Consider the following 26,072-nt stretch of genomic DNA (forward strand, 5'->3'; position numbering starts at 1 on the left):
TGGCGGAAGTTGAACTCGCCCTCGGTCACCTGGTCGTCGCGCGTCTGCGTCCAGACCAGGTAGAACGTCGAGCCCGGCATGTACTCCCAGCGGAACACGGCATTGCCCCGCAGCGAGCGCACCGTGAAATCGCGATCGCCGATCGCGATTGGCGGCGCCGGCCCGGCGCCGTCGGGGTCGGCGGTGGTGGTGGACGGATCGAAGCTCGAGCCGTTCTCTCCATAGGTCAGGAAGTCGTAGCTGCGCGGGCGGGCGAGCTCCTTGTAGTTCTGGTAGTTCCCGGTGGAAACGAGTGGCTGCGCGTAGAGCTGGAAGCTCACCGAGGGCGTGAACGCCCAGTTCACCCGAAAGTTTCCGGACACCGTGGTCTGGTCGAGATCGGCGAACACGTAGCGGCTGCCGTAGGTGCCGGTCGCCGTCGCATCCACGTAGTTGTCGACCCACGCCGAGGTGTCGAACGAGCGTTCGTAGCCGGGGCCCATGCTGAAGAGCAGATTGGAGACCGGTTTCAGCTCGATCGAGGGAAACACGTTCCACTGCCAGGAATTCGCTTCGGGCTGGAAATACGTGTAGGCGTTGACCGAGAGATAGACGGGGCGCTTGCCGTCGGTGTCGGCGTAGAGGCTGAACTCGTAGCCCGGCAGGTTGAGGATGCGCGGGCCGCCGCGCGTCGCGCGATCGTTCACCGTCTGCGGGTTGTAGGCGAATTCGTAGTTGGCGGTGTAGTTGTTGATGAAGGTGGTGTTGCCGTTCAGGAAGTAGCCGGCCCACGTCACCTGCCCGCCGAAGTCGGTGCTGCCGAACAACGCGGTCGAGAAATCCTGGTACTTGGTGAGCCGCGTCGGCTGAGTCCACTTGTAGCCGCCGGCGACGTGCGCGTTGATCTCGTCGGCAAAGCGCATGAAGCCCATGTCGTTCACGTCGAAGCGGGGATTCAGGAACCCGAATCCCGCGTTCATGAAGGTGTGGCCCTCCTGCTTGTTGAGCCACAGCCGCGTGCCGAAGCCGGTCATCGAGGTCGCGGCGGAGTCGGGATGCAGGTAGCCGGCGTCGGGCCGCTGCAGGTAGTGCTGGGAATTCTGCTGGAGCGAGAGGATCCGGGCCTGAGTGCCGTGCGCCCACGTCATCGCGCTCCAGCCCGACAGCACCCAGATCTTGCGCGGATCGAGGAACGCCCAGCCGTCGATCGCTCCCACCACCGACTGGGCATTCAACTGGTCACGCAGCGTCGGCTCGTCGAAATCGCGCGCCACCAGCGAGCCCATCATGCCGAATCCATAGCGCCGCCCGCTGAATTGCCGCAGCCCGCGCGCGATGCCGTAATAGGTGAGCGGCTCGATCTCGGTGCTGGACTTGATGCCACTGCCGGAGAGATCGGCGTACTCGCGCCCGGTGAGGGCGTGCAGCGTGCCGAAATTCCAGTCGGGGCCGAGCTTTCCCGTCAGCTTCGCCGCGCCGAGGATCGTGGTCGCGGTGGGCGTGTGCGTGAACTCGGAGTCCGGCACCGAGCCCTCGGGCGCGCGACCGATGCGGCGGCTGTAGAAGAACTGCGGATCGTTCCAGTTGAAGTTCCAGTAGCTGTTGGCGCCTTCGTTGCCGAAATGGAAAACGGCGTTGTTCTCCACGAAGAACGGGCGCTTCTCCTGGAAATAGGTCTCGATGTCGCTCAGGTTCACCACCGCCGGATCCACCTCGACCTGGCCGAAATCGGGATTGACGGTGGCGTTGAGCGTCAACCGGCTGCCGACGCTGGTGCGCAGGTCGCCGCCGGCGTTCCCGCTGTAGCGTGAGCCGTCGTTGAACGGGTCGTCGGGCGAGTGCACCAGATACTCGGCTTTGCTGGTGACGTAGGGCAGCAGCTCGATGGCGTGCGTCGCGCGCAGGTCGCGAAGCCCCTGCAGCTCGGGGAAACGCGAGACGAAGCCCGAGCCGTTCTTGGGCTGGTGCACCACGTAGTTGGTCTCATTGCGCCGCTGGAGCATGCGGAAGAAGTTGATGCCCCACACCGGCTGGGCGCCACCGACGTAGCGCAGCTGCGACAGCGGAATGCGCATCTCGACCGTCCAGCCCTGCTCGTCGCGCCGCGCGCGACCCTGCCATACGCCGTCCCACGAGCCATCCTGCGCGCCGTCGTTGGAGAGCGTCCCGTCGTAGAGCGTGCCCGCGACGTTGACCGAGAAGTAATAGCCGCTGCGTCCGTCGCGCTGGGAATCGAGGAACACCGTGAACTGGTCGGACTGGACGCCGACGTCCCGCCGCGCCAATCGAACGATGATCGAATCGGGCGCGGTGTCGAACATGCGGGCGCCGACATAGAGCGCGTCGTCGTCGTAGGCAACGCGGACCTCGGTGCGCTGGCTGGGCGGCGCCCACTCGAGCGGGTCCACCTGATGGAAGGTGGTGCAGGCGGGCGCCTCCTTCCACACCGCCTCGGTGAGCGCGCCGTCGATGTCGATCGGCGTGGTGACGCGCACTGCCTGGACCGGCGGCGGCGGGGGCAGCTCCGGAAGCCCCGCGGGTCTGAGCGGGCCGCCAACGGGCGGAACCGGCTGGGCGCCCGCAATCCCGATCGCGAGCGTAGCCAGGAATAGGGCCACGCCCGGGAGGATCAGGGCAGGGGGGCGGCGCATGCGGGGCTCTCCGGCCAGCAGACGATCAGGGGATCGCGAGCGAATCGGGCAGACTACGACGCCCGGTTCGACGGACCAATCCCCCAGAAGGTTGCAACCGGCGGCGCCGGGTCCCCCGACCCGGCGCCCACCGGACTCAAGTGCTCTGCGCCTGGGCCTGCACCGGGGCCGGCTCGGGGGTACGCATCTGCTTCACCCGCTCGCGTAGCCTCGGCGCGTAGCCACGCCCGGATTGGAAATTCTTGCCGCCTTCCAATGTCACCACGTACTCGCCATGCGGCGTCGAGGCCAGCCGCCTCACGCGATCGAGATTGACGATCAGCGAGCGGTGGATGCGCAGAAATTGCTGGGTATTGAGCCGCGCTTCCATGCCCTTCATGGTCTCGCGCAGCAGATGGTTCTCGCGGCCACACTGGATCGAAACGTAGTTCCCGGCGGCCTCGACCCAGTCGATCTCCTCGGGCCTGAGGAACGCGACGCGCCCGCCGTCGCGCACCACCACGCGATCGGCCAGCCGGCCGTCGGCGCGCAGCGATTCGATCAGCGCCATCAGTCGCGGATCCGGTGGGCCGGATGCGCGCCCCGACACCGCGGTCAGCTCGCGGCTCGCCAGTGCGGAACGCGCAATCTCGGCCCGAGCCCGTTCCAGGGTGCGCTGGAAACGCTCCCGGTCGAAGGGCTTGAGGAGATAGTCGAGCGCGTGAACCTCGAAGGCCTTGAGCGCGTACTGGTCGAACGCGGTGACGAACACCACGCTCGGCATGCGCTCGCCGGTCATCGCCTCCAGCACGCCGAAGCCATCGAGGCCCGGCATCTGGACGTCGAGGAACACGAGATCGGGCGAGCGTTCCCGGATCGCGCGCAGGGCGCTCAAACCGTCACCGCACTCGCCCAGTACGGTGACGTTGTCGGAATCCTTCAACAGCATGCGCAGCTTGTCGCGCGCCGGCGGCTCATCGTCCACGATCATCACCCGCAGATTCATGTCCCCACCTCGCTCGCCAGGTGCAAGGGCAGTTCGATTCGCACGCGAGTGCCGCCGCCCGGCGTGGGTTCCAGCTCCAGCGTTTGCGCGGGCCCGTAGAGCTGCTGGAGCCGCGCGCGTGTATTGGACAACCCGGTGCCTTCGCGTACTCCGGCCTCCGGCAACCCGGCGCCGTCGTCGCGCACTTCGACTCGCAACTTCTCCTGAGCGCGTCGCGCGAGCACTTCGACGCGCCCCCCGGACACTCGCTCTCCGAATCCATGACGGATCGCGTTCTCGACCAGCGGCTGCAGCACCAGCGCCGGCACCATGGCGTCGAGCACCTCGGGCACGGCGTGGACGTGGGCGCGCAGCCGGTCGCCGAAGCGCATCTGCTGGATGTCGAGATAGCCGCGCAGGAACTCCAGCTCTTCGCGCAGCGTCACTTCCTGGCGGCCAACGCGCTCCATGGATTGCCGCAGCAGGTCGCTGAGCCGCGCCATCATCATGTCAGCACGCTCGACGTCGGTGTGCATCAACGCGGTGATGGCGTGCAACGTGTTGAACAGGAAGTGCGGCTGGAGCTGGGTCTTCAGCGCCTCGAGACGCGCCTCGCTGAGCGAGGCCTCGAGCCGGCTCGCCGCCAGCTCGCGATCGCGCATGCGCCGGTACCAGTCGAAGGCGTGCGCAGCGCCGACCACCAGCGCATAGGTGGCGAGATTGGTGTGGAGTTTGGCGATCATGATGCGCATCAGCGTCCAGTTGGAGGCCCCGCCGCCGATCAGGCCGGCCGACATCAGCACGCGCGCGCTCGTCATGCCTTCGATGGCCGCCATCAGCAGCGCCGCCGGCCAGTGGACGGCGAGCGCCGAGGGCCATTCGCGCGCACTGAACGGGTAGCGGCGCGCGAGCCAGAAGGCGGGGATGGCGAGCAGTGCCCAGCTCCAGGCGTCAGGGAGCTGGTAGAGAAAGGCGCGGCGCCAGTCGGCCGGGCGCCCCGAGATCAGGCTGTAGACAACGGTCTGGCTGGCGAAGAATGCGCCCAGCAGCGTCCACGCGCCGAAGTAAAGGAACGCGTTCCGGAGCCGATGGGTGCGCAGGGTATCCGCCATGCATCGAGGTTAGCCGGCGCGGCGCGCTGGGGCGGATGCCGAGATGACGAGACGGCGTTGCCGGGGGACGAGCGGGCGGTTTTGCGCGTCCATCGCGCTACGGGCACGCGACAGACACCCGGGCGCCGTGCGTGTCCGTCAGCGCGCGCCTGCGACCGTCAGCGCTCTGACAAGGCTCCGGCGAGCGCGGCCGCGAGCCGCGCGTTGTTCTGGAGCAGGGCGACGTTCGAGAACACGCTCGAGCCTTCGGTGAGCTCCCGCATCTTCTCCAGGAGAAACGGCGTCACCTCGCGACCGCGCACGCGCCTTTCCGCCGCTTCGCGGAGCGCCGTCGCCAGCGCCGGCTCGTAGAGGCCGAGCGGCAGCTCGTGATCCTCGGGGATCGGGTTCGCCACCACCACGCCGGTGCCCATGCCGAGCGAGAAGTGCGAGCGCACCGCGTCGGCCAGGGTTTCGAGCGCGTCGAAGCGGCAGTCGATCGGGATGCCGCTCTCGCGCCGATAGAAGGCCGGAAACTCGGCGGTGTGGTAGCCGAACGTCGGCACGCCCAGCGATTCCAGCACCTCGACCGTCTTTGGCAGATCGAGCACCGCCTTGGCGCCGGCGCACACCACCGCTACCGGGTGACGCGCCAGCGCATGAAGGTCGGCCGAGACGTCGAAGCTCTCGCCCACGTCGCGGTGAACGCCGCCGATCCCGCCGGTCGCGAACACCTCGATGCCGACGCGCGCCGCCACGAACAGCGTGGCCGCGACCGTCGTCGAGCCGGGCCGACCGCTCGCCACCTGCGCCGCGAAATTGCTCAGGTTGAGCTTGGCGGTGTCTTGCTCCTGCGCCAGACGATGCAGCTCGTCGAGCGTGAGCCCGATGCGCACGCGCCCATCGAGCACGCCGATCGTCGCCGGCACCGCGCCCGCCGACACCACCTCGTTCTCGAGCTTCTTCGCCGCCTCGACGCCTTCGGGATACGGGAGCCCGTGCGTCACCAGCGTGGTCTCGAGCGCCACCACCGGGCGGTGGGCTTTCAGCGCCGCGGCGACGAACGACGAGACGTCGAAGGTGTCGATCACGCGCGCGCCTCCACTCCGAACCATGCGGTCATGCGTCGCTCCGCGTCGGCGAGCGAGGCGGCGATCAGCCCCTGCGGCCCCCACGCCTCGATCGCGAAGCTCGCCGAGACCACACCGCGGCGCAGGGCGCGCTCGAGCGGCTCCTTTCTGAGCCAGCCGGCGAGGAAGCCGCCGGCGAACGCATCGCCGGCGCCGGTGGTGTCGGCAACGCGCGCGGCGCGGGATTGCCACGGCGTCAGCTCGGGCACGCCGGTTTCGAACACCAGGCCGCCGTCGGGCCCGGTCTTGAGCAGGATCTTCCCGGGCCGCTTGCCGCCGGCGAGCCGTTTCAGTGCGCCGGCGGGATCGTCGGCGGCGTGGTTCAGCCGAAGCTCTTCGTGGCTCAGAAAGAATAGGTCCAGCCTCGCGAGCAATTCGCGCCAGGCGGAGAGATTGTCTTCGCGCACCGGCTCGTGCGGATCGAGGCTGAGGCTCGCGCGGCCTCCGGCGAGCGCGGTCACCAGTGCCCGCTGATCGGCGAACGGCGTCGGGCAGACGTGAATCACTCGGGCTTCACGAAAGCGTGCTGGGAAGTCGGCGAGGTCGGGCGAGACCCGGGTGTGGTTGGCCGTGCCGAGCTGATGCACGATCTGCCGTCCGTGCGGCTCGTACAGCAGCCACGAGCGCAGCGAGTCGCCGGGCAGCCGGTGCACACCTTCGAGATCCACGCCCCGCGCGCGCAGCGCGTCGATCGCGCTGGCGGGATAGTCGTGGCCGAGCCGGCTCACCAGGCCCACGCGCACGCCCCACAGCGAGGCCGCGAGCGAGACGTAGAGCGCGCCGCCGCCGGCCTCGCCCATGCGCGTGCGGCCGTCGAACCTCACGATGTCGTCGACCAGCAGATTGCCGGCGACCACCAGATCGAGCGGCGTCATGCGCGCGGGCCGAGCGAGCGGAACGCCTTCGCCATCGCCGCGACCGCGGCCGGGTCGAGTTCATTCGACCACAGGCCGCCGCGCTTCACCGACGAGCCGACGATGAAGCCGTCGGCGGCCGCGAACATGGCGAGATTGTCGGGTGTCAGCCCCGAGCCCACCAGCACCGGAATCGAGACCGCGCCCGAGACGTGCGTCACTTCCTCGGGATCGGCCTCGCGCCCGGTGGCGTCGCCGCTGAGGATCACGCCATCGGCCAGCGAGAACTCCGCCGCGAGCGCCGTGTCGACGACGTCCATGTCGCCGGTGATGGCGTGCGCCGCGTGCTTCTTCTTGACGTCGGCGAACACGGCGACTCCCTCGGCGCCAATCACGCGGCGATAGCGCAGCAGTTCGCCGGCGTCGGCCTCGATCAGGCCTTCGTCGGCGACATGGGCGAACACGTAGCCTTCGACGCGGACAAACGTGGCGCCGCAGGCGAGCGCCACCGCCAGCGACTCGCGATTGGCACCGGCCAGCGCCTGGACGCCGAGCGGAAGCCCGGACGCGCGCCGCACTTCCACGCTCACCGCGGTCATCGCCGCCACGATCTCGGGCCCGACCGCGCGCTTGAGAAACGGCCGGTCGTGCATGTTCTCGATCATCAGCGCGGTGAAGCCGGCCTGGGCGTAGGCGTGGGCCTCGCCGAGCGCGCGCGTGATCACGTCGCCGAGCGGCGCGCGCGCGGCCGGCGTGCCGGGGAGCGCTCCCAGATGGAGCATCCCGATCAACGCGCGATCGGCGCCGAAGGCGCGCTTCATGATGGCGGTGCGGTCGGCGGGCATGCCGCATTCTAGCAGCCGGCGGTCGTCAGCCAGACTCACGCGCACGTCGGCTTCGTGCCCCACACGGTGAGCTTCGGAGACAAACTGCTGGCGATGCGCACGTTCTTCTCCCCGCTCGCCGCCTGCGTGCTGATCGCGCTGCTGTTCCCGATGCGTCCGGCGGCCGGCGCAGCCACTGTTCCCTCGGGGCCGACGGCGAAGACCGCGGCCCGGGATTCCGTGCCCCCGGCCCCACAGCTCACCACCACCCGCCTCGGCGACCGCATGTGGCGGCTCGCGGGAGTCGAGGCGGGCGGCGTCCTGGTGCTCGACGGCACCGACGGACTGCTGATCGTGGACACGCAGGATTCAACCACCGCGAAATCGCTCGACGCGGCACTCGCCAAGCTGTCGCGCCATCCCGTCCGGTACGTGATCAACACGCACTATCACCAGGATCATACCGCGGGAAACCAGCGGTTCCACGATCGCGGCGCGGTGGTGATCGCGCAGGCCAACGTGACTGTGCAGGCCTCCAAGGACACCCTGGTCGAGGCGCTCGGCTGGCACCGGCGTCCTCTTCCCGAGGCGGGGCTGCCCACGGTGACATTTCAGGATTCGCTACACCTCCACGTGGACGGCGAGGAGATCGTGCTGATGCATCCGCCGAACGCACACACCGACGGCGACGCGATGCTCTGGTTTCCGCGGCGCAATCTGATCCATACCGGCGACATCGTCGAGGTGGGGGCACCGCCGTTCATCGACTGGTGGGCGGGCGGTACCCTCGACGGCATGATCGCGGCCGTGGACCGGATTCTGGCGATGAGCGATGACCAGACCGTGATCGTCCCGGGCCACGGCGACGTGGTGAACCGCGCGTTCGTCGTGAGCTATCGCCAGATGCTGGTGGACGCGGGCACCAGCGCGCGTGCGGCGATCGCGCGCGGGCAGTCGCTCAAGGATTACGGCGACTCGAAACCGTTGATCGAATATGCCGACCGCCTGGGCGGCGAGCGGCGAGCGCGCAGGCTGGCGATCCAGACCTACTACGGGCTCAACGGCTTCAAGGAGCAGTAGCGCTTCGGCCGCGTCCTGCAACGGCCCGTGGTACCGTCCGACCGATGGTCGCCACTCGAGCCGTTTCGACGCGCGTCGTCATCGCGCTCCTGTTCGGGATCTCGACGCTGGTCGCGTGCGTGGCCACCGCCGCGCCCCGCGCCGATCTCTACCTCTTCAACGGCCGCATCCTCGCGGGCGTGGACGACGCGGGCGGCAAGCAGTCCGCCCGCTGGATCGAGGCGCTGCTGGTTCACGACGGACGCATCGCCGCCGCGGGCAAACGCGCCGACGTCGAAGCCGAGATCGCTCGGCTTCAGCTGAAACCGCGCCGCGTCGATCTCGCCGGCCGCTTCGCCATGCCGGGCCTGTGTGACGCGCACGGGCATTTCGCGAGCCTTGGGTTTTCGCTCGATCGGTTGCAGCTGCGCGGAGCGACTTCGCCCGAGCAGGTGGCGCAGATCGTGGCCGAGGCGGCGAAGACGCGCGCCAAGGGCGAGTGGATCCAGGGCCGTGGCTGGGATCAGAACCTGTGGGCGGTGAAGAAATTCCCCACCGCCGAGCTGCTCGATCGCGCGGCTCCCGACAACCCGGTCTGGCTGCGGCGCGTGGACGGCCACGCGGCGTGGGCGAACTCGAGGGCGCTGGCGCTCGCCGGCGTCACGCGCGGCACGCCCGATCCGGATGGCGGGCGCATCGAACGAGATGCCGATGGCCGGCCGACCGGCGTGCTGGTGGACAACGCCACGCGGCTGGTGGAGCGCGCGGTGCCGACGCCCTCGCGCGAGCAACTGCGCGCGGCCCTGCTGCGGGCGGGCGAGAACTGCGCCCAGTTCGGGCTCACTGCGGTGCATGAACCCGGCATCGACTCGGTCACGGTCGAGGCCTTCCGCGAACTGGCGAACTCGGGCGAGCTACCGACGCGCGTGTTCGCCATGCTGTCGGCGGCGACCGCGATGCGGCCCGGCATGCTGCCGGCGAAGAAGATCACCGCCGGCGAGGGCCTGTTCCGCGTGTTCGCGGTGAAGGCCTACGCCGACGGTGCGCTCGGCTCGCGCGGTGCGGCGCTGCTGGCCGACTACTCAGACGACCCGGGCAATCGCGGGCTGCTGGTGACGCCGCCCGATTCGCTCGAGATCTACGCGCGAGCGTGCCTCGCGCACGGCTATCCGCTGTGCACGCACGCGATCGGCGATCGCGGCAATCGCGTGGCGCTCGACGCCTACGAGCGCGCGGCCGGTGGCGCGGCGGGCCTTCAGGGCAAGCGCTTCCGCATCGAGCATGCGCAGGTGCTATCGCCCCAGGATCTGCCGCGCTTCGCGCGCGACGGCATCATCGCTTCGATGCAGCCCACCCATTGCACCAGCGACATGCCGTGGGCGCCCGACCGGCTGGGCGCGGAGCGCGTGAAGGGCGCTTACGCCTGGCGGCAGCTGCTCAATTCCGGAGCGCGGTTAGCACTCGGGTCAGACTTTCCGGTCGAGTCACCCGATCCGCGGCTCGGGATCTACGCCGCGATCACCACGCAGAAACCTGATGGCACGCCGCCCGCAGGCTTTCGCCCCGGCGAGAAGCTCACCATTCTCGAGGCGCTGCGCGGCTTCACCAGCGACGCCGCTTACGCTGCCTGGGCTGAACATGAAGTCGGCCGGCTCGAAAAAGGGATGCGTGCCGACGTCACTGTGTTCGATCGCGATCTGACGAGCGTCGCGCCCGCCGAGATTCTGAAGGCGCGCTGCGAGATGACGGTGGTGGATGGACGTGTGGAGTACGAGGCTGCGGGGCGCTGAGGAGCTTCCGGCTCCGCCGCCACACTAGCCGACGCGCGTTCCGCGCAGCGTCCCCAAACACCAAACCCGCGCCGGGCGAACGCCCGACGCGGGTTCGTGTTGTTCGACTGGAGCGCGGTTCGAGCGTTACTTGCCAGTGGCCGCGGCGCCCTTCTCGGCGCCTCCCTTCTTCCAGTGCTCCTTGGCCTTGCTCGACATCTCCTTCATCTTGGCCTGATAGGTCTTCATCTGATCGGGCGTGAGGACCCCGGCCAGAGCGGTGTCGCGGTCCTTCATGATTTGCGTCATCGACGCCTTCATCTTTTCCTTGTCGCCGGCCGCCGCGGTCCGCGCGTCGGCCATCTTCTTGTACGAGTCCGTCATCACGGCCTCGAACTTCGGCGCCTGCTCATCGGTGATCTTGAGCGTGTCCTTCCACTTGGCGAGCGCTTCCTTCGCCATGTCCTCGGGCGACTTGGTCATCATCGCGCCCGACTTCGCCATAGGTTTGGCTGCGTCGGTGGCCGCGGGCGTCTGGGCGAACAGCGGGGAAGCCAGCAACGCCAGCAGCCCGAGCGCCAGGCCGAAGCGAACGAACTTCATGCGACACCTCCATGGGGGCAACACCTAACCGCGCGATTCATTTCGGGCGGTGGGGTACTCGCGAGCCGTACTCTAGCACTCGCGGCGGGCAATACCAGAGCTTGCGCGACCGTATTGCGCCACGATCTGACGACGCCTTGACGTGTCGCAGATCTGGCCGTGAGCCCGTCCGTCGCTTATGGTCGCGCAATGGAAGAAGATTCCCGGCCGATGGATCCCGGTGCCCGCGAACGCGACGACGCCTGGCTGATCGCCGGGCTCGCCGCGGGCGAACCGGTTGCGGCCGAAGCCGTTCTGGAGCGCGCCCATCGGCCAACGTTCGCGCTGGCCGCCCACCTTACCCGGCAGCCCGACCGCCGCGAGGAATGGACGCACGTCGCGCTCCTCCAGGTGCTGGACGATCTGGCAACCGGCCGCGCCGGCGCGCCGGCCGCCGGCGAGCTCGACACCTGGGTCGGCCGCCGCGTGCGCGCGCGGTTGCTGGAAATGTACCGGAACGATTCCGGCGGCCAGGATCCTCCGAGCGGAACGCTGCCCGAATCGGCGCCGTCGATCTCGCCGGCCGACGAAGCCGCCGAATGGGCGAGCCGCGCGCGACTGATCGCCGGCGTGCGCGCGAGCCGGCCCGCGCCTGCGCGGCGCGCGGCGCCGGCCGCGCCGTTCGATCTCGGCAAGCTGCGCCTGCCCGCAGCGGCCGCCGCGGCGCTGATCGCGATCACCGTGTTTCTGATGCGGCGGCCGCCCCCGCCGGCCCCGCGCCTCGGCGGATTCGAGATCGCGTCCACCACGAGCCCTTCCGGCGCGCGGCTCTCTTCGTTTCGCGCGAGCGAGCCGTTCGTGCTGCGCATGGTGCTTCCCGAGGCGGGCGTTCCCGTGATCGTCACCGTGGCGCGGAACGGCGCGGCCGAGCTGCTCTACCCCGCGGCCGAGGCGAGCCCGCGCGCGTTGCCGGCCGGGCCGTTGGTGCTGCCCGACTCGTCGCTCGCCGAGGTGTGGACGTTTCCCGACGGCGTTGGCGACGAGACGTTCTTCGGAGCATTCGCGCGCCCGGATGCCGGGGCACTCGGCACGCTGCGTGACTCGCTCGACGCGCTGAACGCGCGCTCCGGAGCGGGCGAACGCGAGCTAATCGCGCTGATCGAGCGGAACGTGGGCCCGGTGGTGCGGGTGAGCGCGCGCCGCCTGCCCTGAGCCGCGCGGCTCAGTGGCGGCGCGAGCCGCCCAGGGCGGAATCGCAGGCGGCGAGACCGTTTGTGATCCAGGCGTAGACGTCGCTCGAGAGCGGGATCGGCCCGCCTTCGATCGTTTCCAAGCGCTGGTTGGATTCGCGGGCCTGCTGGTAGGCGCTGCGGGCCTCTCGCCAGTACCCGGCGCTCGCGCCGGCGCCGGCGCCGCGCGCGCGATTCTGGGCGGTGGTGCCGAGGCCGAGATAGAGCTCGGGCAGCGAGCTGATGAGCCGCGAATCCGTCGAGTCCTCACGCACCAGACTCTCCAGTCGCGAGCGGGCTTTCGCCAGAATCGCTTCGGCCTCGCGCCGCCCGCCCGCAGCGAGAATGAAGCCCTGCATGGCGAGCCCTTCGGCCACGTCCACGTCGAAGTCGCGGTTGCTCGGGTCGCGCGCCTGCACCTCCTCGATCATCCGCTGCGCGATCTCGACGTGCACCAGCGCCGAATCCAGCTGGTGCATGCGCATGATCGAGATCTCGGATAGCCGTTCGTGTCCGTCGGCGGTGCGTTCGGCGAGATCGAGGTCCTCCGGCCGCCGGCGATAGAGCTCGGAGTAGAGCGCCAGCGCGCGACGCTCGATCGAATCGGCGCCCACCGCCTCGCCCGGCTGGCTCGTCAGGCAGTCGCCGTACACGGTGAGCGACATCGCCATCAAGCGGCGCTGCTGCCAGTCGGAAGTGTCGGCCGCGGCCAGCGCCGCGTAGAGATCGATCGCGCGGCGCAGCTCGACCATCGCTTCGGCGGGTTTGTGGTTGTAGAGCAGCGCGTTGCCGAGATTGTTGTAGCGTCTCGGGAGCCCGGCGACATAAGCGTGGTTGTCGGGATGGAGCTTCACCAGCCGCTCGCCGCACTCGGCCGCGCGACGCATCAGTGCCAGCGCTTCGGGGAACTGGCTCAGCACTTCATCGATTGCGCCGAGCCGCGTGTACACCTGCACCAGCCCGGTCAGCGCGCGTTCGTTGTCGGGATACTGAGCGAGCAATCCTTCACGCAGGTCGCGGCTGCGCTCGAAGCCGCGCCGGGCGGCGAGATTGTTGCTCGCCACGCCGCCACCGGTGGCCGCGCGCACGATGCCAAGCCGTTCGTAGGCGTCGGCCAGGCTGAAGCGCACCGAGCTGTCGGGCCCGGCCTCGGCCGCGAGCGCGTCGAGATAGCCGGCGGTCTTCTCGATCACCTTGAGTCGCACCGCGGTCGCGCCGGGCATGTTCTCGATGCCGTCGTAGACGTCGAACATCAGGGTGTTGGCGAGTGACTGGACGTCGCGCAGCCGGTGCTCGGCCAGCGCGCGCGCGTGGCGCGCCACCGCCGCTTCGCGCAGCGAAATCGCAAGCCCGGCGACCAGCGCCAGAATGGCGAGCGTTCCGGCCACCACCGCGAGGCGATTGCGCCCGACGAACTTTCCGGCGCGGTACGACCAGGAATCCGGCCGCGCCTCGACCGGCCGGCCGTCGAGGTAGCGCTTCACGTCGTCGGCGAGCCGCTCGATCGACGCGTAGCGCCGCGCCGGATCCTTGCTGATCGCCTTGAGCACGATGTTGTCGAGGTCGCCGGCCAGCCTGCGGCGCAACGCGTCGCCGTCGGCGAGCGGCGGCGGGGGCAGCGGCGAGGCGCTCGCTGCGCGAGTCGCGGTGACCGCGGCGCTGGGGCGTGGCGGATCGGTCCCGAGCACGGTGCGGATCACCTCCGCGGCGCCGCCACCGCGCGTTGGATAGGGATGCATGCCGGTGAGCAATTCGAAGAGCAGCACGCCCATCGAATAGAGATCCGACGAGGTGGTGGCCGGCTCGCCGCGCAGCTGCTCGGGGCTGGCGTAGAGCGGCGTGAACGGCAGCTCGACAGTGCGCAGCTCGCCCGAAGCCTCGAGTTCTTCGTCGAAAATCTTGGCCACGCCGAAATCGAGCAGCTTGGGAACGCCGTCGGCGGTCACCATCACGTTGCCGGGCTTGAGATCGCGATGCACCACCAGCTTCTGGTGCGCGTACTGGACCGCCGAGCAGAGCGTGAGGAACAGGCGCAACCGTTGCGCGATCGAGAGCGTGCGCGACGAGCAATAGGTATACAGCGGCTCGCCCTCGACGTATTCCATCACCAGATACGGCAGACCGTCGGGCGAGCTGCCGCCGTCGAGGAGCCGCGCGATGTGCGGATGATCGAGCGACGCGAGGATCTGCCGCTCGCGCCGGAAGCGCCGGATCATTTCTTCGGACGCGAGTCCGATCCGAATCAGCTTGAGCGCACCGCGTTGAGCGAATTGCCCGCCGGTGCGCTCGACCAGCCACACCAGCCCCATGCCGCCCTCGCCGATCGGCCGCACCAGCCGCCATGCGCCCAGCACCTCGCCCGCGACGGTGGCGGCGGGCGGCGCAGCCTGTGCCGCGGCGAACGCCTCGAGCCGCGCCCGCGAGGGCTCGAGGAAGTCGCCGGTCTGCTGGTGGTGCTGGAGCAGCGAGCGCACTTCGGCTTCGAGCGCCGGATCGCCGGCGCATTCGCGAGAGAGAAACGCGTCGCGCGCTTCGGGCGCTTCGGCGAGCGCGCGCGAGAAGATGTCGGTCACGCGCGTCCAGCGATCGCTCACGCCTCGCCTCCGCGCAGCTCGCGATGCAGCCAGGCGCGCGCCACCGCCCAGTCGCGCTTGACGGTCGCGGGCGAGGTGCCGAGCACCTCGGCGGTCTCTTCGATCGACAGCCCACCGTAGAAGCGCATCTCGACCACGCGCGCCTGGCGCGGCTCCAGCTGCGCGAGATCCTCGAGCGCGGTGTCGAGGTCGTCGGCCGCGAGGTCACGCGAGTCGGCGATGTCGCCGCTGTCGAGCGCCACCGGCGCCTGCCCGCCGCCGCGCTTCTGCGCGCGATGCCGGCGCGCGTAGTCGGCCAGCACGCGACGCATGGCCTGCGCCACCAGTCCCATGAAGTGCGCGCGATTCTGCCAGGTGACCTGGCGCTGGCTCATCAGCCGGATGAACGCTTCGTGGGCGAGCGCGGTGGCCTGCAGCGTGTGGCCGGGGCGCTCGCGACGCAGATACGACTCGGCCAGCGCGTGCACCTCGTTGTACAGCAGCGGCACCAGCGCCTGGAGCGCGGCGGGGTCGCCGTTCCGCCAGCGGAAGAAAGTGTCGGTGATGTCGGGGGCGTTCATGAGCGGGGTTCGCTGACGAGCGCGGGGTGCGTTGCCGGCGCGACGCCGGCGAGGGACGGCAGCGGTTCGGGGTAACCCGGCTTCCAGGTGGCGTCGATCCCGAGCGGGCCGCGCGGAGCGCTCCAGGCGCCACGCGTCTCCATGCCGGCCGCCACCAGATCGCGCGCGCAATCGAAGCGCGTGAACCAGCCCCACAGCAATTCGGCGTCGTCATCGAGCGCGAAGTCGGCGCTCACCGCCACGATCAGGGGAAGCTGTGAGTACTCGGCGCGGCGCACCAGACGCTCGACCACTTCGCGGCCCGCGGTCGTGCCGGGTGCGACGGCGCTCGTCACCTCCCATCCCGCCTGATCCCCGCCCACTTGCCCGCGCACCTGCACCACCAGCACGCCGCCCCAGGCGAGCCGCCACGCGGCGACGCGATCGTCGAAGCGGCGCGGGTCGGCGAGCTCGCCGACGGGTGCGCGTGGCGCGCCTCGCGAAGGCTCGTCGCCGGGCGCGACGCCGGCCGAGCCCACGCGGCGCGAGTGCGATTGCGCATCCAGCACCATCTTGCTGCCAAGATTCATGGTGTAGCTGGTGAAGTCGAGCGTGTCGAGCGGCACTCCGGGAAGCAGCAGGAAATCCTCACTCGCGTCGAAATTGTGCGCCAGCGCTTCGAACACCGCGCGGCGATCGCTCGGATTCACGCCGCCGTCCACCAGCACGACGCACTTGGTGAGCGAGAGCTGGCCGGTGCCGAGCAGGCCGAGCGCGGTCTTCTTCGCCTCGCGCGCGAAGCGGTTCTCGACCGACACCACCAGCAGATTGTGGAAGCCGGCCTCGAAGTAGGCCCATAGATCGACGATCTCGGGGTGAACCACGCGGAGCACACCGGTGAACATCTCCTGAACCGCTTCGCCCATCCATTTGTCTTCCTGCGGCGGCCGCCCCACCACGCTGGCCTGGAACACCGGCGACTTGCGACTCGTGATCTCGCGCACGTGGAACACCGGGAACGGCGCGGCGTGCGAGTAGTGGCCGAAGTGGTCGCCGAACGGGCCTTCGAGCCGCCGCTCGCCGAACGGCACCTGGCCCTCGATGACGAACTCGGCGTCCGCCGGAACCCAGGCATCCACGGTGATGGCGCGCGCGAGGCGCGTGGGCCGCCCGCGCAGGAAGCCCGCGAACGCCAGCTCGTCGATCCCCTCGGGCAGCGGCGCCACCGCGGCGAGCAGCGTCGCCGGATCGGCGCCGACCGCCACCGCCACGTCGAGACCGCGCCCCAGGCGCTCGGCGGCGGCGTAATGGAGTCCGCCGCCCTTCCCGATCTGCCAGTGCATGCCGGTGGTCTTGTGATCGAACACCTGCATGCGGTAGATGCCGAGGTTGCGCGCGTCGCTTTCGGGATGCCGGGTGAACACCAGCGGGAAGGTGACGAAGCGGCCGCCGTCGCGCGGCCAGAGCTGAAGGACCGGCAGCGCGTCGAGATCGGGGCCGAGCGAGCGCACCTGCGAGGGCGGCGGTTCGCTCACCCACGCGCGCCAGCCGTCGAGGCGTTCGGGCCGCGCGGCCAGAATCCGCGCGGCCGACCCGCGCAGCTTCCACAGATCACCCATCTCGCGCGGCGGCAGCGCGTGGAGCAGCGCCTCGAGCTCGGCGCCAATGCTCCTGGGCGAGCGGCCGAGCGCCCACTCGATGCGGCGCGAAGCGGCCAGCACGTTGACCGCGAGCGGGAGCTTCGAGCCGCGCACCTTCTCGAACAGCAGCGCCGGACCTTCGGCGCGCGCCTCGCGCGCCGCGATCTCGGTCACCTCGCCGTTCCAGTCCACCTCGCGCGTCACGCGCTTCAGGTCGTGGCGGCGCGACAGCTCGGCAAGGAAGTCCGACAGCGTGCGATAGCCGCTCATGGCGTTCTCAGCAGCTCGTCGGCGAACAACTTGGCGAACACGTAGGCGCACTGCATGGGATTGGCGCCGATCGACGAAGGGAACACGCTGGTGTCGGCGACGTACAGGCCGCGAACGCCCCACACGCGGTGGTGCGTGTCCACCACGCTGCCCTCGCGCTTCGAGCCCATCTTGTCGCTCGATTGCAGATGCGACGAGGTGACCACCGTGCAGTTGGGCACGAAGCGCAGCCGCTCGCCGAGGCCCCGCACCTGACTGGAATCGGTGAGCACGCAGCCGTCGCCCTGTTCGTTGCTCAATCCGCCCGCCGGCTCGTACGAAGGAATGAACACCTCGAGCGCGCCGGCGCGGAACATGACGCGCGCCGCTTCCTCGACCGCGAAGCCGAGGCGCGCGCGGTCGCGCGCCGTCAGATCGTAATGGATCACCGGCTCGCCGCGCGGATCGAGCGTGATGCGATTGTCGGGCGAGGATGTGTCGATCAGCATGGCACCGAAGCCCGCGAGATTCCGGTAGTGCGAGACCACGTCGAAGATCAGGCGGCCCGAGCCGGCGGTCATGAGCGCCGCGTAGGCGGGCGGCGCCGACATGGCTTCGAACATGAATCCGCGCGTCACCGCGAAATCGTCGACGTGGACCGTGGCCGGCGTGCCGCGCTCGGCATCCACCGTTTCGGCAAAACGGCCGATCACCGGCACCGACGGGTGCGCCACGATCCCGCGGCCGATGTCGGGATCGTCGAGATTCGAGCGCAGCAGGATGGCCGCCGAGCCCAGGGTGCCGGCGCACAGGATCACGCGATCGGCGGCGACGCGCAGGGTCTCGCCGGCGGTGAGGCCGAGATGGAGCGGATCCGCGATCACCGCGGGTGAGTTCCACGGCGCCCGAGCCACGAATTCGACGCCGCGGGCCACGCGTTCGGCGCCGGCGTGCTCGGTGAGCACGCGCGTGACGTGCGCGTCGGGCACCAGCGCCAGCGGCGCGGTGCGCGACTCGATCGCTTCGAGCAGCAGCCCGCTCACCGACGAGCGCTTGTCCGATCCGGGCGTGGGCCAGGCGCCCGGCGGATAGGTGTTGAGCTCGTAGAGCGCGGGGTGGAGCCCTTCGCGCGTCGCGCCTTCCCACAGCACGCGATTGTTGCGGTTGATCTCGGCGGCCGAGGGAGCCCGCGTCAGCAGGCGCATCTTCACCCAGTTGTCGGCGGCGATCAGCGAATCCGACTCGAACTGGTGCGGCGCGATCCGTCCGGCCGCGCGCCACGATTCGATCTGATGCCGAACGCTTTCGTGATCGGGCGAATAGACCAGATCGATGTTGACGGTGGTGCCGCCGCCCACCGCCTCGGCGTTGTTGAACAACACGCTGCCACTCTCCGACGGGCGCCGGCCCTGGGACTCGAGCAGCGCGGGCAGCGCGCGCGTGTCCATCGCGCCGGGAATCACGAACGAGCCTTGCTCGAGCAGCACGACCTGATGCCCGGCGCGCTGCAGTTCGTGCGCCAGCACCGAGCCGGAGGGACCGCTGCCCACGATCACGTCGTCGATGCGGCCCTCGCGCGCGACCAGCGCGTGCATGCGCGCATCGTGCGTGAGCCAGCTCGGCGGAAAGTGCGGCGGCTCGGGAGCGCTCGCGCCCGGCGGCGCGCCGGATTCGCCGGCTCCCGGGCGATCGGCGGACACGCTGTCGAGCCCGGCGATCGCGCGCCCGACCTGCGAGGCGTAGACGCCGGTGAGACACGTGTTGCGCAGCCGCATGCCGGCGCGACGCACCTCATTGCGATCGTCGCGCAGCAGCGCGACCAGCGCGCTCTCGCGATCGCCGAGCGAGCGGCGTTCGAACGCGGGCGCGGCGCTCCGCGGGTCTCGAGCCGCGCGCGAGGTGCGCTCGCGCACCAGCGCGAGATCGCCGAGCAGATCGGAGGATCGCCGGACCCGCATCCAGGTCGCGTCGCGAAGCACCGGCGCCCACTGGCGCACCGCGGAGTCGACCGGCAGCGAGTCCGCGGGGAACCAGGTGTCGAACACCGCGCCGAAGAGGCTCTGCAGCGAATCCCCCCCGGCGGGCGACGAAGCCGCCCCGGGCGGCGGCGCCGGCAGCGCGGCCAGCGAGAGGGCCAGCGCGACCCCGCTCCAGGCGGCGAGCGGCCCGGTCACGCCTACTCCAGCTCCTGCTCGCGCCAGGCGCCGCCCGCGTCTTCACCGAGCAGCGACAGGACCTTGTCGGTGAACGCGCCGACCAGCCCGTCCAGCGATTGGGGATTCCGATACCAGGGGGGCGAGCACGGCATGACGATCACGCCTTCGCGCGAGAGCTTGAGGGCGTTCTCGAGCGCAATGGACGAGAGCGGCGTCTCGCGCACGCACAGGATCAGCCGCATCCGCTCCTTGAGCGCCACCGAGGCCGCGCGCGTGACGAGCGTGTCGGCGATGCCGGCCGCGATCTTCGCGAGCGTCGAAACGCTGCACGGGATCACGATCATGGCGTCGTAGCGATTGCTCCCCGACGAGAACGGCGCCGCCAGGTCGGAGTCGGCGAAGGTGCGCTTCACGTGGCCCTCGAGATCGGCGGGTTTCAGGCCGGTCTCGCTGAACAGCACCTGGCGCGCCCAGTCGGACATCACCAGATACTTCTCCCCGGGGCAGCGCTTCACGAAGTCCACGCCGTGAATCGCGCCCGAGGCGCCGGTCATCGCGATCAGGTAGCGGCTCACGCGAAGAAGCCGCCGGCCGCGAGCCGCGCGGCGAGGATCAGCGCCAGCACCACGAAGCCCACCCACACGTTGGTCTTGAAGAAGGCGAGATTCACGTCCTCGGCCCAGCGCTGTTCGAGGTAGAAGAGCACCAGCACCGCGACGAAGAGCGCCGCGCTGATCGCGTTCCAGGGCGAGCGAACGAACGCCGCAGCGCCGAGGACCTGGAGCGTCGCCACGAACAACGCGCCCGCCGCCGCCACATGAAGCGCCCACGACACGCGCAGCGCGGGCTCGCGCCCGAGCCACGCCACCATCGAATGAACGCCGTGGCCGCGATCGAACTCCTCGTCGAGCGTGGCGTAAATGATGTCGAAGCCGCTCACCCAGCACAGCGCGAAGACCGACAGCCACACCGCCGGCTGCCAGTGGTCGAGTGACGGGTGCGCGGCGGCGAAGCCGGCGAGCGGCGCGAGCGCCAGGCCCGCGCCGACGCCCAGGTGGCAGAGCGGCGTCCAGCGCTTGAGGTAGGGATAGATGGTGAACACGGCGAGCGGAATCACCGAAATCTTCAAGTACCACGGTCCGAGTGCGGCACACGCCGACAGGTACGCGGCCGTGCTCACCACCAGCAGCGCCACCGCTTCCACCAGCTTCATGCGCCCGGCCGGCAGCTCGCGAACGCGCGTCCTCGGATTCAGCGCGTCGAGTCGCCGATCGATCAGCCGATTGAGCGCCATCGCCGTGGTGCGCGCCGCGACCGCGGCCACCGCGATCAGCAGCCAGCGCGAGGCGGCCAGCGCCGGCCCCGGGGCGCTGAAGATTCCGGCCAGGATCAGCGGCAGCGAGAACAGCGTGTGCTCGAAGCGCACGAACGAGGCGTAGGTGCGCAATCGCGCGGCGGACGAGAGCGGAGCGGAGGCGGTCGACATGCGTTTCGTGCCGCCCTGGGCTGGGTTTTCGGGGCCGAAGACCCCAGGCGGGCTCCGGAGCGTATGTCGGCAGGGCGCGTCGTGTCGAGGGCGGCGGGTCGCGCGGTCCGCGACCGCGAGCGGGCCGCCGGCGGTCTGGATCGCTACGCCGCGCGGCTCTCGGGATCCTTGCGCTGGCGCTCGAGCCGCGCCTGCACCGCAGCCTCGATGCGCGCCTGATCGCGCGGCGGCAGCGGCATGAACTCGACCTCGATGCGCAGCTCGTCGGAGCCGCTCTCGCCGGCCAGCGCGGTGGTGTAGCGCACGCGGCCAACGCACAGCAGAAGTTCTTCGCGCGGATTGATGTTGAGTTGGACGTTGAGGAAGCTGCCCTCGAGCCGGGAGCGCAGGTGCCGCAGCTCGGAACGCGCGAACGCCAGTTCCACGAAGCCGGCGGTGAACTGGACGAGCCTGCCCGAGAGCGGCGCGACGCGCGTGTCGGCGAGTCCGAGTCGAACCACGCCGCTCTTGAGCTGAATCGACAGGCGCGTCTCGCGGCGGCGCTCGACCGGCGCCGAGGACGCGATCATCGGCTCGAAGCGCGGGTCGGGCCGCGGACGATCGGCGCTCGCGGGCGGCGGTGCGGCCGCCTTCGGAGCGGGCTCCGAGGGCCAGGCCTTTGCGGGCGCGGGCGCCGGCAAGGGCATGATCGGCGGCGGTGGTGAAGCGGCGGGCGCGGCAGGTGCGGATGCCACCGGGCTCGCCTTCTCATTCGGCCGCGCTCCCCTGGCTGGAGCAGTCTCGGATGCCACCTCGTCCGCCCACGGAAACAGTCCGAGCAACTCACCCCCCAACACCAGATGTTCGCCAGGGAGCTCGGCCGTCGTGATCAGTGAACCGCGCCGCCCCAGGTCCGGATCCACGAGGATCGCGTCGCCCTGCTCGGCGATGCCTTCGATCAAAGTGACGTTCTCAGCGGTCTGAAGGCTCCAGCGAGTGCGACCGTAGAGTACGAAGCGCAGCGAGCCGCCAGGGTTCTCGATCCTTCGCGGCGCAGGGTCGAGCCCTTCGATCTCGCAGCCTGCCGCCACGCGTGTAAAGCTCGCGGAATCGAGCATCAGCAGATGCGCGGGCGTCGGCTCGGGGCCATCGCGATTCTGCGGGAGCGCCCCCTGGCCGAGCGCCTGGAACCAGCGCTGCAGCACCTCGTAGCGCTTGGCGTGGGAGGCGGCGGCCGGATGCAGCTCGTCGAGGTGCTTCTGCACCGCCAGCGCGCGAAGAAAATCTCCCTGTCCGACCGCGAGCGGGAGCAGCGTCTCGTACTGGAGCAGCGCGAGCGCCGGCTGCCCCGCGGCCTGATGGATCGCGGCGCAAAGCATGCGGGGAACGATCGCATCCTCGTCGGCGTCGAGCACCGGGCGCAGCTCGCGCAGACACTTGTCCCAGTCTCGTTCCCGGTACGGGGGGAGCAAGCGTTCCCAGAACTTATGGACGGGGTGGTGCCGAGACAACGACTCTCCTTGTCGCCGTGCAGACGGAGCGAGCAAACGGCAATGGGCCCTATCTGTGATCGGCCCGTTTCCTGAGCCGCTGGAGAGTCGAATCCCCGACCGACAAGTGAGCGGAGGTCGTCCGCTTCAGCCGACCGGCCCCCGTTTGCGATCAACCTCCGCAGCCGAGTCCTGCCGCTCCTTGCCTGTCGTGGTCGAAGCCTTTCGGCCTCGAGATGCCGACACGGCAAGGCAAGGGCCACGCCCACTCGCCGGCGCGGCCGAGCCCCTGATTTCGCTTTCCGACTTGGAGTTGGGCGGATGCGCCCGACTGCGGCCCGGGGCGTTTCGTGCCCCCGAGTTGTCGCCCTCGTAGCTCGTCCCGTCTACGCGGTGACGGCCGGTTCACCGGCGGCGAAAAATCCAGTTGACGAGATGCACGTATGTGCACTACTGTACACGCGTGCCAGGTTCCTCTCACAGGAACCATCCAGGAAGGAAGCACCGACCATGCTCAACGATCGAGCCCGAGAGATTCTCGCGTTCATCCAGAGATTCAAGGAAGAGCGCGGCTACCCGCCCACGATTCGCGAGATCGGCAAGGCGTTCGGGATCTCTTCCACCAACGGCGTTCGCTACTACCTCAATCTTCTCGAGAGCGCGGGCCACCTGAAGCGCAGCGGCAAGATCTCACGCGGCATCGAGGGTGTGAGCGGGGCCTTCGCCAATCGCGCGCGCGCCGGCATTCCGATTCTCGGCCGCGTCGCGGCCGGCCAGCCGATCCTCGCGGAGCAGAGCTTCGATGGCTCGCTCGACACCGCCGAGCTGTTCGGGGATTCGCGCGGCCTGTTCGCCCTTCGCGTGCGCGGCGACAGCATGATCGACGCCGGCATCCTCGAAGGCGACTACGTGGTCGTGCTCCAGCAGGATCGCGCGAATGCCGGCGACATCGTGGTCGGCCTGGTGGGCGACGAAGCCACCGTGAAGTACTTCCAGCCGAAGCGCGGCCACATCGAGCTGGTCGCCGCCAACCCGAAGTACGAACCCATCGTGGTCGACGCCGAGAGCGAGTTTCGGATTCTGGGCATCGTCCGAGGAGTGATCCGCACCGTCGGCAAGTAGCAAACATCGAAAACGTCGTGGCACTCAACGACCGGGAGCGATGTGCTCCCGTTTTTGAGAACCATCAGCTGCACATCCGTACAACGATCCCCGCAGGAGGCGAAAGTCATGGAACGCGAGCTGGCTCCCGAGATCGAACAGGCGTTGAGGGGAAGATGGGAGCCGGTGTACCGCAGTCAGCTCCACTATCTGGTGACCTGGAGCACTCGCGGTCGCCGGCCGGTGCTGCGCGAACGACACGTGCAGGCGCTGCAGCAGTGCATCCGGCAGAGTGCGGGCGAGCGCGATCTCGCGCTGCTCGACGTCGTGGCGGGATCCGATCACGTGCACGTGCTGTTCGGATTGCGCCCCTCGCAGAGCGTGGCGAGCGCGGTGCGCGAGCTGAAGGGTCGCGCGGGACTCGAGCTACTGACCCAGTATCCCGAGCTGCGGGTCTGGCTGCGGGGCAATCTGGTCTGGGACGAGCGCTACGCGGTCGAGACGGTGAGTCCCGCACGGCTCGAGGCGGTGCGCTCGCGACTGCACACTCTCCACGGGCATCCCGGAGAGGAGCTCGCGAAGGCGAGCTGAGTCGCGAGGGTCGTCGTCAGACGGAACGCTGTTCGAACTCGGCCCGCATCTCGCGAGGAGCCAGCACCGCGGCCGTGAGCACGAGGGCTGCGCCCAGCCATTGAAGTGGGCGCAGTCCCTCGTTGAGCACTAGCGCCGCCGAGGCTGACGCGATCACCGGCTCGAGCGTGGCGACGATCCCCGCCTCCGTGGGACGCATGCGGCTCAATCCGGCGTAGAAGAGCCGGAAGGGCACGAGCGTCGAGAAGATCCCCATCGCGAGGAACAGCGCCCAGGTGCGCGCGCCGTAACCGGCCTGCAGAATACGGATCGGCGGCGTCACGAACGCCCAGGTGAGTCCCGCGATCAGAAACGTGTAGAAGAGCACGGTTTCCGGCGCATAGCGTTCGAGCCCGCGTTTCGAATAGACGATGTAGAACGCGAACCACACCGCCGAGCTGAATCCGATTGCCCACTGCCAGGGTTGCGCGTGAATCCCGGATGAGAGCGCCTGGCCGACCAGCAGCGCAGTGCCGATCAGGGCACCACCGACCGCGAGCAGAGTCGTGGCGTGCACGTGCCGCCCGCTCGCCACCTCGTAGAGCACGATCAGACTCGGCGCCACGTACTGGAGCAGGATCGAGAGCCCGACGCCGAGCACCGAGATCGAGTAGTAGTAGCTGCCCTGGACCGTGGCGACACCGATCAGCCCGAGAATCAGGAAATAGCCCCAGTCCTCGCGCTTCACGCGCAGGCTGCGCGGGCTCGCGATCGCGAGCCACGGCCCGAGAATCGCGCACGCGATCAGCAGTCGCAGCTCAACCACGGTGAGCGCGGGCACCTTGAGGTCGCGGAACATCATGCGGGCCAGGGTGGCGCTCGTTCCCCAGAAGAACGTCGCGCCCGCCAGCATCCAGCGCCCGCTGGACTTGGAGCGCACTTCGTTCGGCGCGGCTGCCCGACCGCTCTCCATTGCGGGGCCTGGCTGCTCTGCTCCGCCGGTCACGGCAGGCGCGGCTGCCCGACCGCTCTCGATCGCGGGGCCTGGCTGCTCCGCTCCACCGGTCACAGCAGGCGCTGGCGTTTGAGCGAGTAGCGCTGCTCCCGGCCGGCGCGCGACAGCACCAGCGTCACCGTGCTGCCCGGCGGCCCCTCGAGCTTTCGCGAGGCACCGACCACGTCGAGGGTCGCGGCCTGGGTGGCATCGATCGAGACCAGGATGTCGCCGGCGCGAATCCCGGCGCTGGCGGCCGGTGAGCCCTCTGCCACCGCGACCACGCGGAGCGATCCATCGCGGCGTTCGATCTGGATCCCGACGTGGCTGTATTCGTAGGGCCGCTGGTCCTGCGGCACATTCACGGGATCGAACCATACGATCCTATGTGGATAGTCGATCGTCACCCGGAAGCGTCGAAGGAATGAATAGCCGAGCAGGCCGTCGACGCGGTGGTGCGTCGCCTGCTCGAGCGCGGGCCGGAGCTCTCCTTCCAGGACTACGACATCCACGCTGTCGGCCGGGGCGATGCCGCCGCTGCCGATCACCTCGAGGCGGGGAACTCGGGTCATCAACGCTTCCTCTGCGCCGTAGAGCGTCGGCGCCGAAAGCCCCTTGAGACGCTTCCAGGCCTTCATGGTGGCTGCCTGGTCCGCGAGCGAGCTGGCGAAGATCACGCTCTTGGTCGCGCCGGTGTCGAGGATGAGCGAGAGTTCGGGGCTCGCAACCGGCTCACTGGGCACCGGCGCGCTCGGACTCGGCGTGCGAGCGGGCTGTGCGAGCCGCGCCCGTACGAGAATCTTGCCGTCGCCGGCCAGCTCGAAGGGCGCCGCGACCGCGCCGTCACTGATTAGGCCCCCGAGCGCCTCGCGCGACCGCGTTTGAGCCAACGCCGTGACGCTCATCCGGGCCGCCATTTCCATTCCCGAGCCGCCGCGAGGCAGAACCGCCACAACTGCGTCACGCTGCATGTGAATTGTCGTCATCGTGCTCTTCTCATAATCAATCGTGAGCGCGAAGTCGTCTAGCGGAGATTGGCCGAGCAATCCGAGCGCCGGACGATCGATCGCCTCGGCAATCACTTTTGTGTCTATGCATAGTATTGGAGCTACCGGCTCTACCATGAGCGGACCGGCTTCCAA

21 protein-coding genes are annotated in these 26,072 nt (G+C 69.5%); 5 read left to right on the forward strand and 16 right to left on the reverse strand.

Going from position 1 to position 26,072, the window contains the following annotated elements:
• The 6 genes from VMJ70_02535 to VMJ70_02560 form a co-directional block, all read right to left on the reverse strand.
• Nucleotides 1-2,630: DUF5916 domain-containing protein (locus VMJ70_02535; protein HTO89984.1), on the reverse strand; the 2,630-nt coding region annotated here is incomplete at its 3' end.
• Between the two features lie 136 nt (nt 2,631-2,766).
• The gene (locus VMJ70_02540; protein HTO89985.1) at nt 2,767-3,615 is read right to left on the reverse strand and encodes a LytTR family DNA-binding domain-containing protein; all 849 of its coding nucleotides are present in this window, start codon (nt 3,613-3,615) and stop codon (nt 2,767-2,769) included.
• On the reverse strand, nt 3,612-4,706 hold the full coding sequence (locus VMJ70_02545) for a histidine kinase (GenBank protein HTO89986.1): 1,095 nt from the start codon (nt 4,704-4,706) through the stop codon (nt 3,612-3,614). The genes VMJ70_02540 and VMJ70_02545 overlap by 4 nt, the downstream gene beginning before the upstream one ends.
• Nucleotides 4,707-4,864: 158 nt before the next feature.
• On the reverse strand, nt 4,865-5,776 hold the full coding sequence (locus tag VMJ70_02550; protein ID HTO89987.1) for a pseudouridine-5'-phosphate glycosidase: 912 nt from the start codon (nt 5,774-5,776) through the stop codon (nt 4,865-4,867).
• Nucleotides 5,773-6,690 carry a carbohydrate kinase family protein gene (locus tag VMJ70_02555; GenBank protein HTO89988.1) on the reverse strand — a complete coding sequence of 306 codons (918 nt, stop codon included), beginning with the start codon at nt 6,688-6,690 and terminating at the stop codon, nt 5,773-5,775. Before VMJ70_02555 ends, VMJ70_02550 begins: the two co-directional genes overlap by 4 nt.
• The gene (locus tag VMJ70_02560; protein HTO89989.1) at nt 6,687-7,553 is read right to left on the reverse strand and encodes a BtpA/SgcQ family protein; all 867 of its coding nucleotides are present in this window, start codon (nt 7,551-7,553) and stop codon (nt 6,687-6,689) included. Before VMJ70_02560 ends, VMJ70_02555 begins: the two co-directional genes overlap by 4 nt.
• Before the next feature lie 15 nt (nt 7,554-7,568).
• Here VMJ70_02560 and VMJ70_02565 point away from each other — a divergent pair, with 15 nt between their 5' ends.
• Entirely contained in the window at nt 7,569-8,573 is a 1,005-nt protein-coding gene (locus VMJ70_02565; GenBank protein ID HTO89990.1) for an MBL fold metallo-hydrolase, read from the forward strand.
• 44 nt (nt 8,574-8,617) lie between these two features.
• The gene (locus VMJ70_02570) at nt 8,618-10,342 is read left to right on the forward strand and encodes an amidohydrolase (protein ID HTO89991.1); all 1,725 of its coding nucleotides are present in this window, start codon (nt 8,618-8,620) and stop codon (nt 10,340-10,342) included.
• Nucleotides 10,343-10,468: 126 nt separating this feature from the next.
• On the opposite strand, the gene VMJ70_02575 is transcribed toward VMJ70_02570, so the two are convergent.
• A complete protein-coding gene (locus VMJ70_02575; protein HTO89992.1) occupies nt 10,469-10,924 on the reverse strand; it encodes a hypothetical protein in 456 nt (151 codons plus the stop codon).
• A gap of 210 nt (nt 10,925-11,134) precedes the next feature.
• Here VMJ70_02575 and VMJ70_02580 point away from each other — a divergent pair, with 210 nt between their 5' ends.
• Nucleotides 11,135-12,115 (forward strand): hypothetical protein, encoded by a 981-nt coding sequence (locus VMJ70_02580; GenBank protein ID HTO89993.1) that lies wholly within the window; start codon nt 11,135-11,137, stop codon nt 12,113-12,115.
• Nucleotides 12,116-12,125: 10 nt separating this feature from the next.
• Here VMJ70_02580 and VMJ70_02585 read toward each other — a convergent pair whose 3' ends face one another.
• The 7 genes from VMJ70_02585 to VMJ70_02615 all read right to left on the reverse strand — a co-directional run bounded on the left by VMJ70_02585 (nt 12,126) and on the right by VMJ70_02615 (nt 22,286).
• Entirely contained in the window at nt 12,126-14,726 is a 2,601-nt protein-coding gene (locus tag VMJ70_02585) for a serine/threonine-protein kinase (GenBank protein HTO89994.1), read from the reverse strand.
• Nucleotides 14,723-15,286 (reverse strand): sigma-70 family RNA polymerase sigma factor, encoded by a 564-nt coding sequence (locus tag VMJ70_02590; GenBank protein HTO89995.1) that lies wholly within the window; start codon nt 15,284-15,286, stop codon nt 14,723-14,725. The genes VMJ70_02585 and VMJ70_02590 overlap by 4 nt, the downstream gene beginning before the upstream one ends.
• Entirely contained in the window at nt 15,283-17,175 is a 1,893-nt protein-coding gene (locus VMJ70_02595; protein ID HTO89996.1) for a UbiD family decarboxylase, read from the reverse strand. Before VMJ70_02595 ends, VMJ70_02590 begins: the two co-directional genes overlap by 4 nt.
• Entirely contained in the window at nt 17,172-19,328 is a 2,157-nt protein-coding gene (locus tag VMJ70_02600; GenBank protein ID HTO89997.1) for a GMC oxidoreductase, read from the reverse strand. The genes VMJ70_02595 and VMJ70_02600 overlap by 4 nt, the downstream gene beginning before the upstream one ends.
• A gap of 2 nt (nt 19,329-19,330) precedes the next feature.
• Nucleotides 19,331-19,885 (reverse strand): UbiX family flavin prenyltransferase, encoded by a 555-nt coding sequence (locus VMJ70_02605; protein HTO89998.1) that lies wholly within the window; start codon nt 19,883-19,885, stop codon nt 19,331-19,333.
• Nucleotides 19,882-20,796, reverse strand: a complete 915-nt coding sequence (locus VMJ70_02610; protein ID HTO89999.1) for a 4-hydroxybenzoate octaprenyltransferase — start codon at nt 20,794-20,796, stop codon at nt 19,882-19,884. The genes VMJ70_02605 and VMJ70_02610 overlap by 4 nt, the downstream gene beginning before the upstream one ends.
• A 143-nt stretch (nt 20,797-20,939) precedes the next feature.
• On the reverse strand, nt 20,940-22,286 hold the full coding sequence (locus VMJ70_02615) for a hypothetical protein (protein ID HTO90000.1): 1,347 nt from the start codon (nt 22,284-22,286) through the stop codon (nt 20,940-20,942).
• Nucleotides 22,287-22,775: 489 nt separating this feature from the next.
• Here VMJ70_02615 and lexA point away from each other — a divergent pair, with 489 nt between their 5' ends.
• Nucleotides 22,776-23,387, forward strand: coding sequence for a transcriptional repressor LexA (lexA, locus tag VMJ70_02620; protein HTO90001.1), 612 nt, complete (start codon nt 22,776-22,778; stop codon nt 23,385-23,387).
• 108 nt (nt 23,388-23,495) lie between these two features.
• Complete coding sequence (tnpA, locus tag VMJ70_02625) at nt 23,496-23,957, forward strand: IS200/IS605 family transposase (GenBank protein ID HTO90002.1); 462 nt, start codon at nt 23,496-23,498, stop codon at nt 23,955-23,957.
• 16 nt (nt 23,958-23,973) lie between these two features.
• On the opposite strand, the gene VMJ70_02630 is transcribed toward tnpA, so the two are convergent.
• Nucleotides 23,974-24,876, reverse strand: a complete 903-nt coding sequence (locus VMJ70_02630) for an EamA family transporter (protein HTO90003.1) — start codon at nt 24,874-24,876, stop codon at nt 23,974-23,976.
• A gap of 125 nt (nt 24,877-25,001) precedes the next feature.
• Entirely contained in the window at nt 25,002-25,916 is a 915-nt protein-coding gene (locus VMJ70_02635) for a PDZ domain-containing protein (protein HTO90004.1), read from the reverse strand.
• Between the last annotated feature and the right edge of the window lie 156 nt (nt 25,917-26,072).

The sequence above is a fragment of the Candidatus Sulfotelmatobacter sp. genome (assembly GCA_035498555.1).
In the GTDB taxonomy this organism is placed as follows: domain Bacteria; phylum Eisenbacteria; class RBG-16-71-46; order RBG-16-71-46; family RBG-16-71-46; genus DATKAB01.

Excerpts from the sequence above, each read along its gene's own strand:
- VMJ70_02590 (HTO89995.1), bottom strand. The coding sequence starts at position 15,286 with ATGAACGCCCCCGACATCACCGACACTTTCTTCCGCTGGCGGAACGGC.
- VMJ70_02540 (HTO89985.1), bottom strand. The coding sequence starts at position 3,615 with ATGAATCTGCGGGTGATGATCGTGGACGATGAGCCGCCGGCGCGCGAC.
- VMJ70_02610 (HTO89999.1), bottom strand. The coding sequence starts at position 20,796 with ATGTCGACCGCCTCCGCTCCGCTCTCGTCCGCCGCGCGATTGCGCACC.
- tnpA (HTO90002.1), top strand. The coding sequence starts at position 23,496 with ATGGAACGCGAGCTGGCTCCCGAGATCGAACAGGCGTTGAGGGGAAGA.
- VMJ70_02570 (HTO89991.1), top strand. The coding sequence starts at position 8,618 with ATGGTCGCCACTCGAGCCGTTTCGACGCGCGTCGTCATCGCGCTCCTG.
- VMJ70_02555 (HTO89988.1), bottom strand. The coding sequence starts at position 6,690 with ATGACGCCGCTCGATCTGGTGGTCGCCGGCAATCTGCTGGTCGACGAC.
- VMJ70_02580 (HTO89993.1), top strand. The coding sequence starts at position 11,135 with ATGGATCCCGGTGCCCGCGAACGCGACGACGCCTGGCTGATCGCCGGG.
- VMJ70_02575 (HTO89992.1), bottom strand. The coding sequence starts at position 10,924 with ATGAAGTTCGTTCGCTTCGGCCTGGCGCTCGGGCTGCTGGCGTTGCTG.
- VMJ70_02635 (HTO90004.1), bottom strand. The coding sequence starts at position 25,916 with ATGACGACAATTCACATGCAGCGTGACGCAGTTGTGGCGGTTCTGCCT.
- VMJ70_02545 (HTO89986.1), bottom strand. The coding sequence starts at position 4,706 with ATGGCGGATACCCTGCGCACCCATCGGCTCCGGAACGCGTTCCTTTAC.
- lexA (HTO90001.1), top strand. The coding sequence starts at position 22,776 with ATGCTCAACGATCGAGCCCGAGAGATTCTCGCGTTCATCCAGAGATTC.
- VMJ70_02595 (HTO89996.1), bottom strand. The coding sequence starts at position 17,175 with ATGAGCGGCTATCGCACGCTGTCGGACTTCCTTGCCGAGCTGTCGCGC.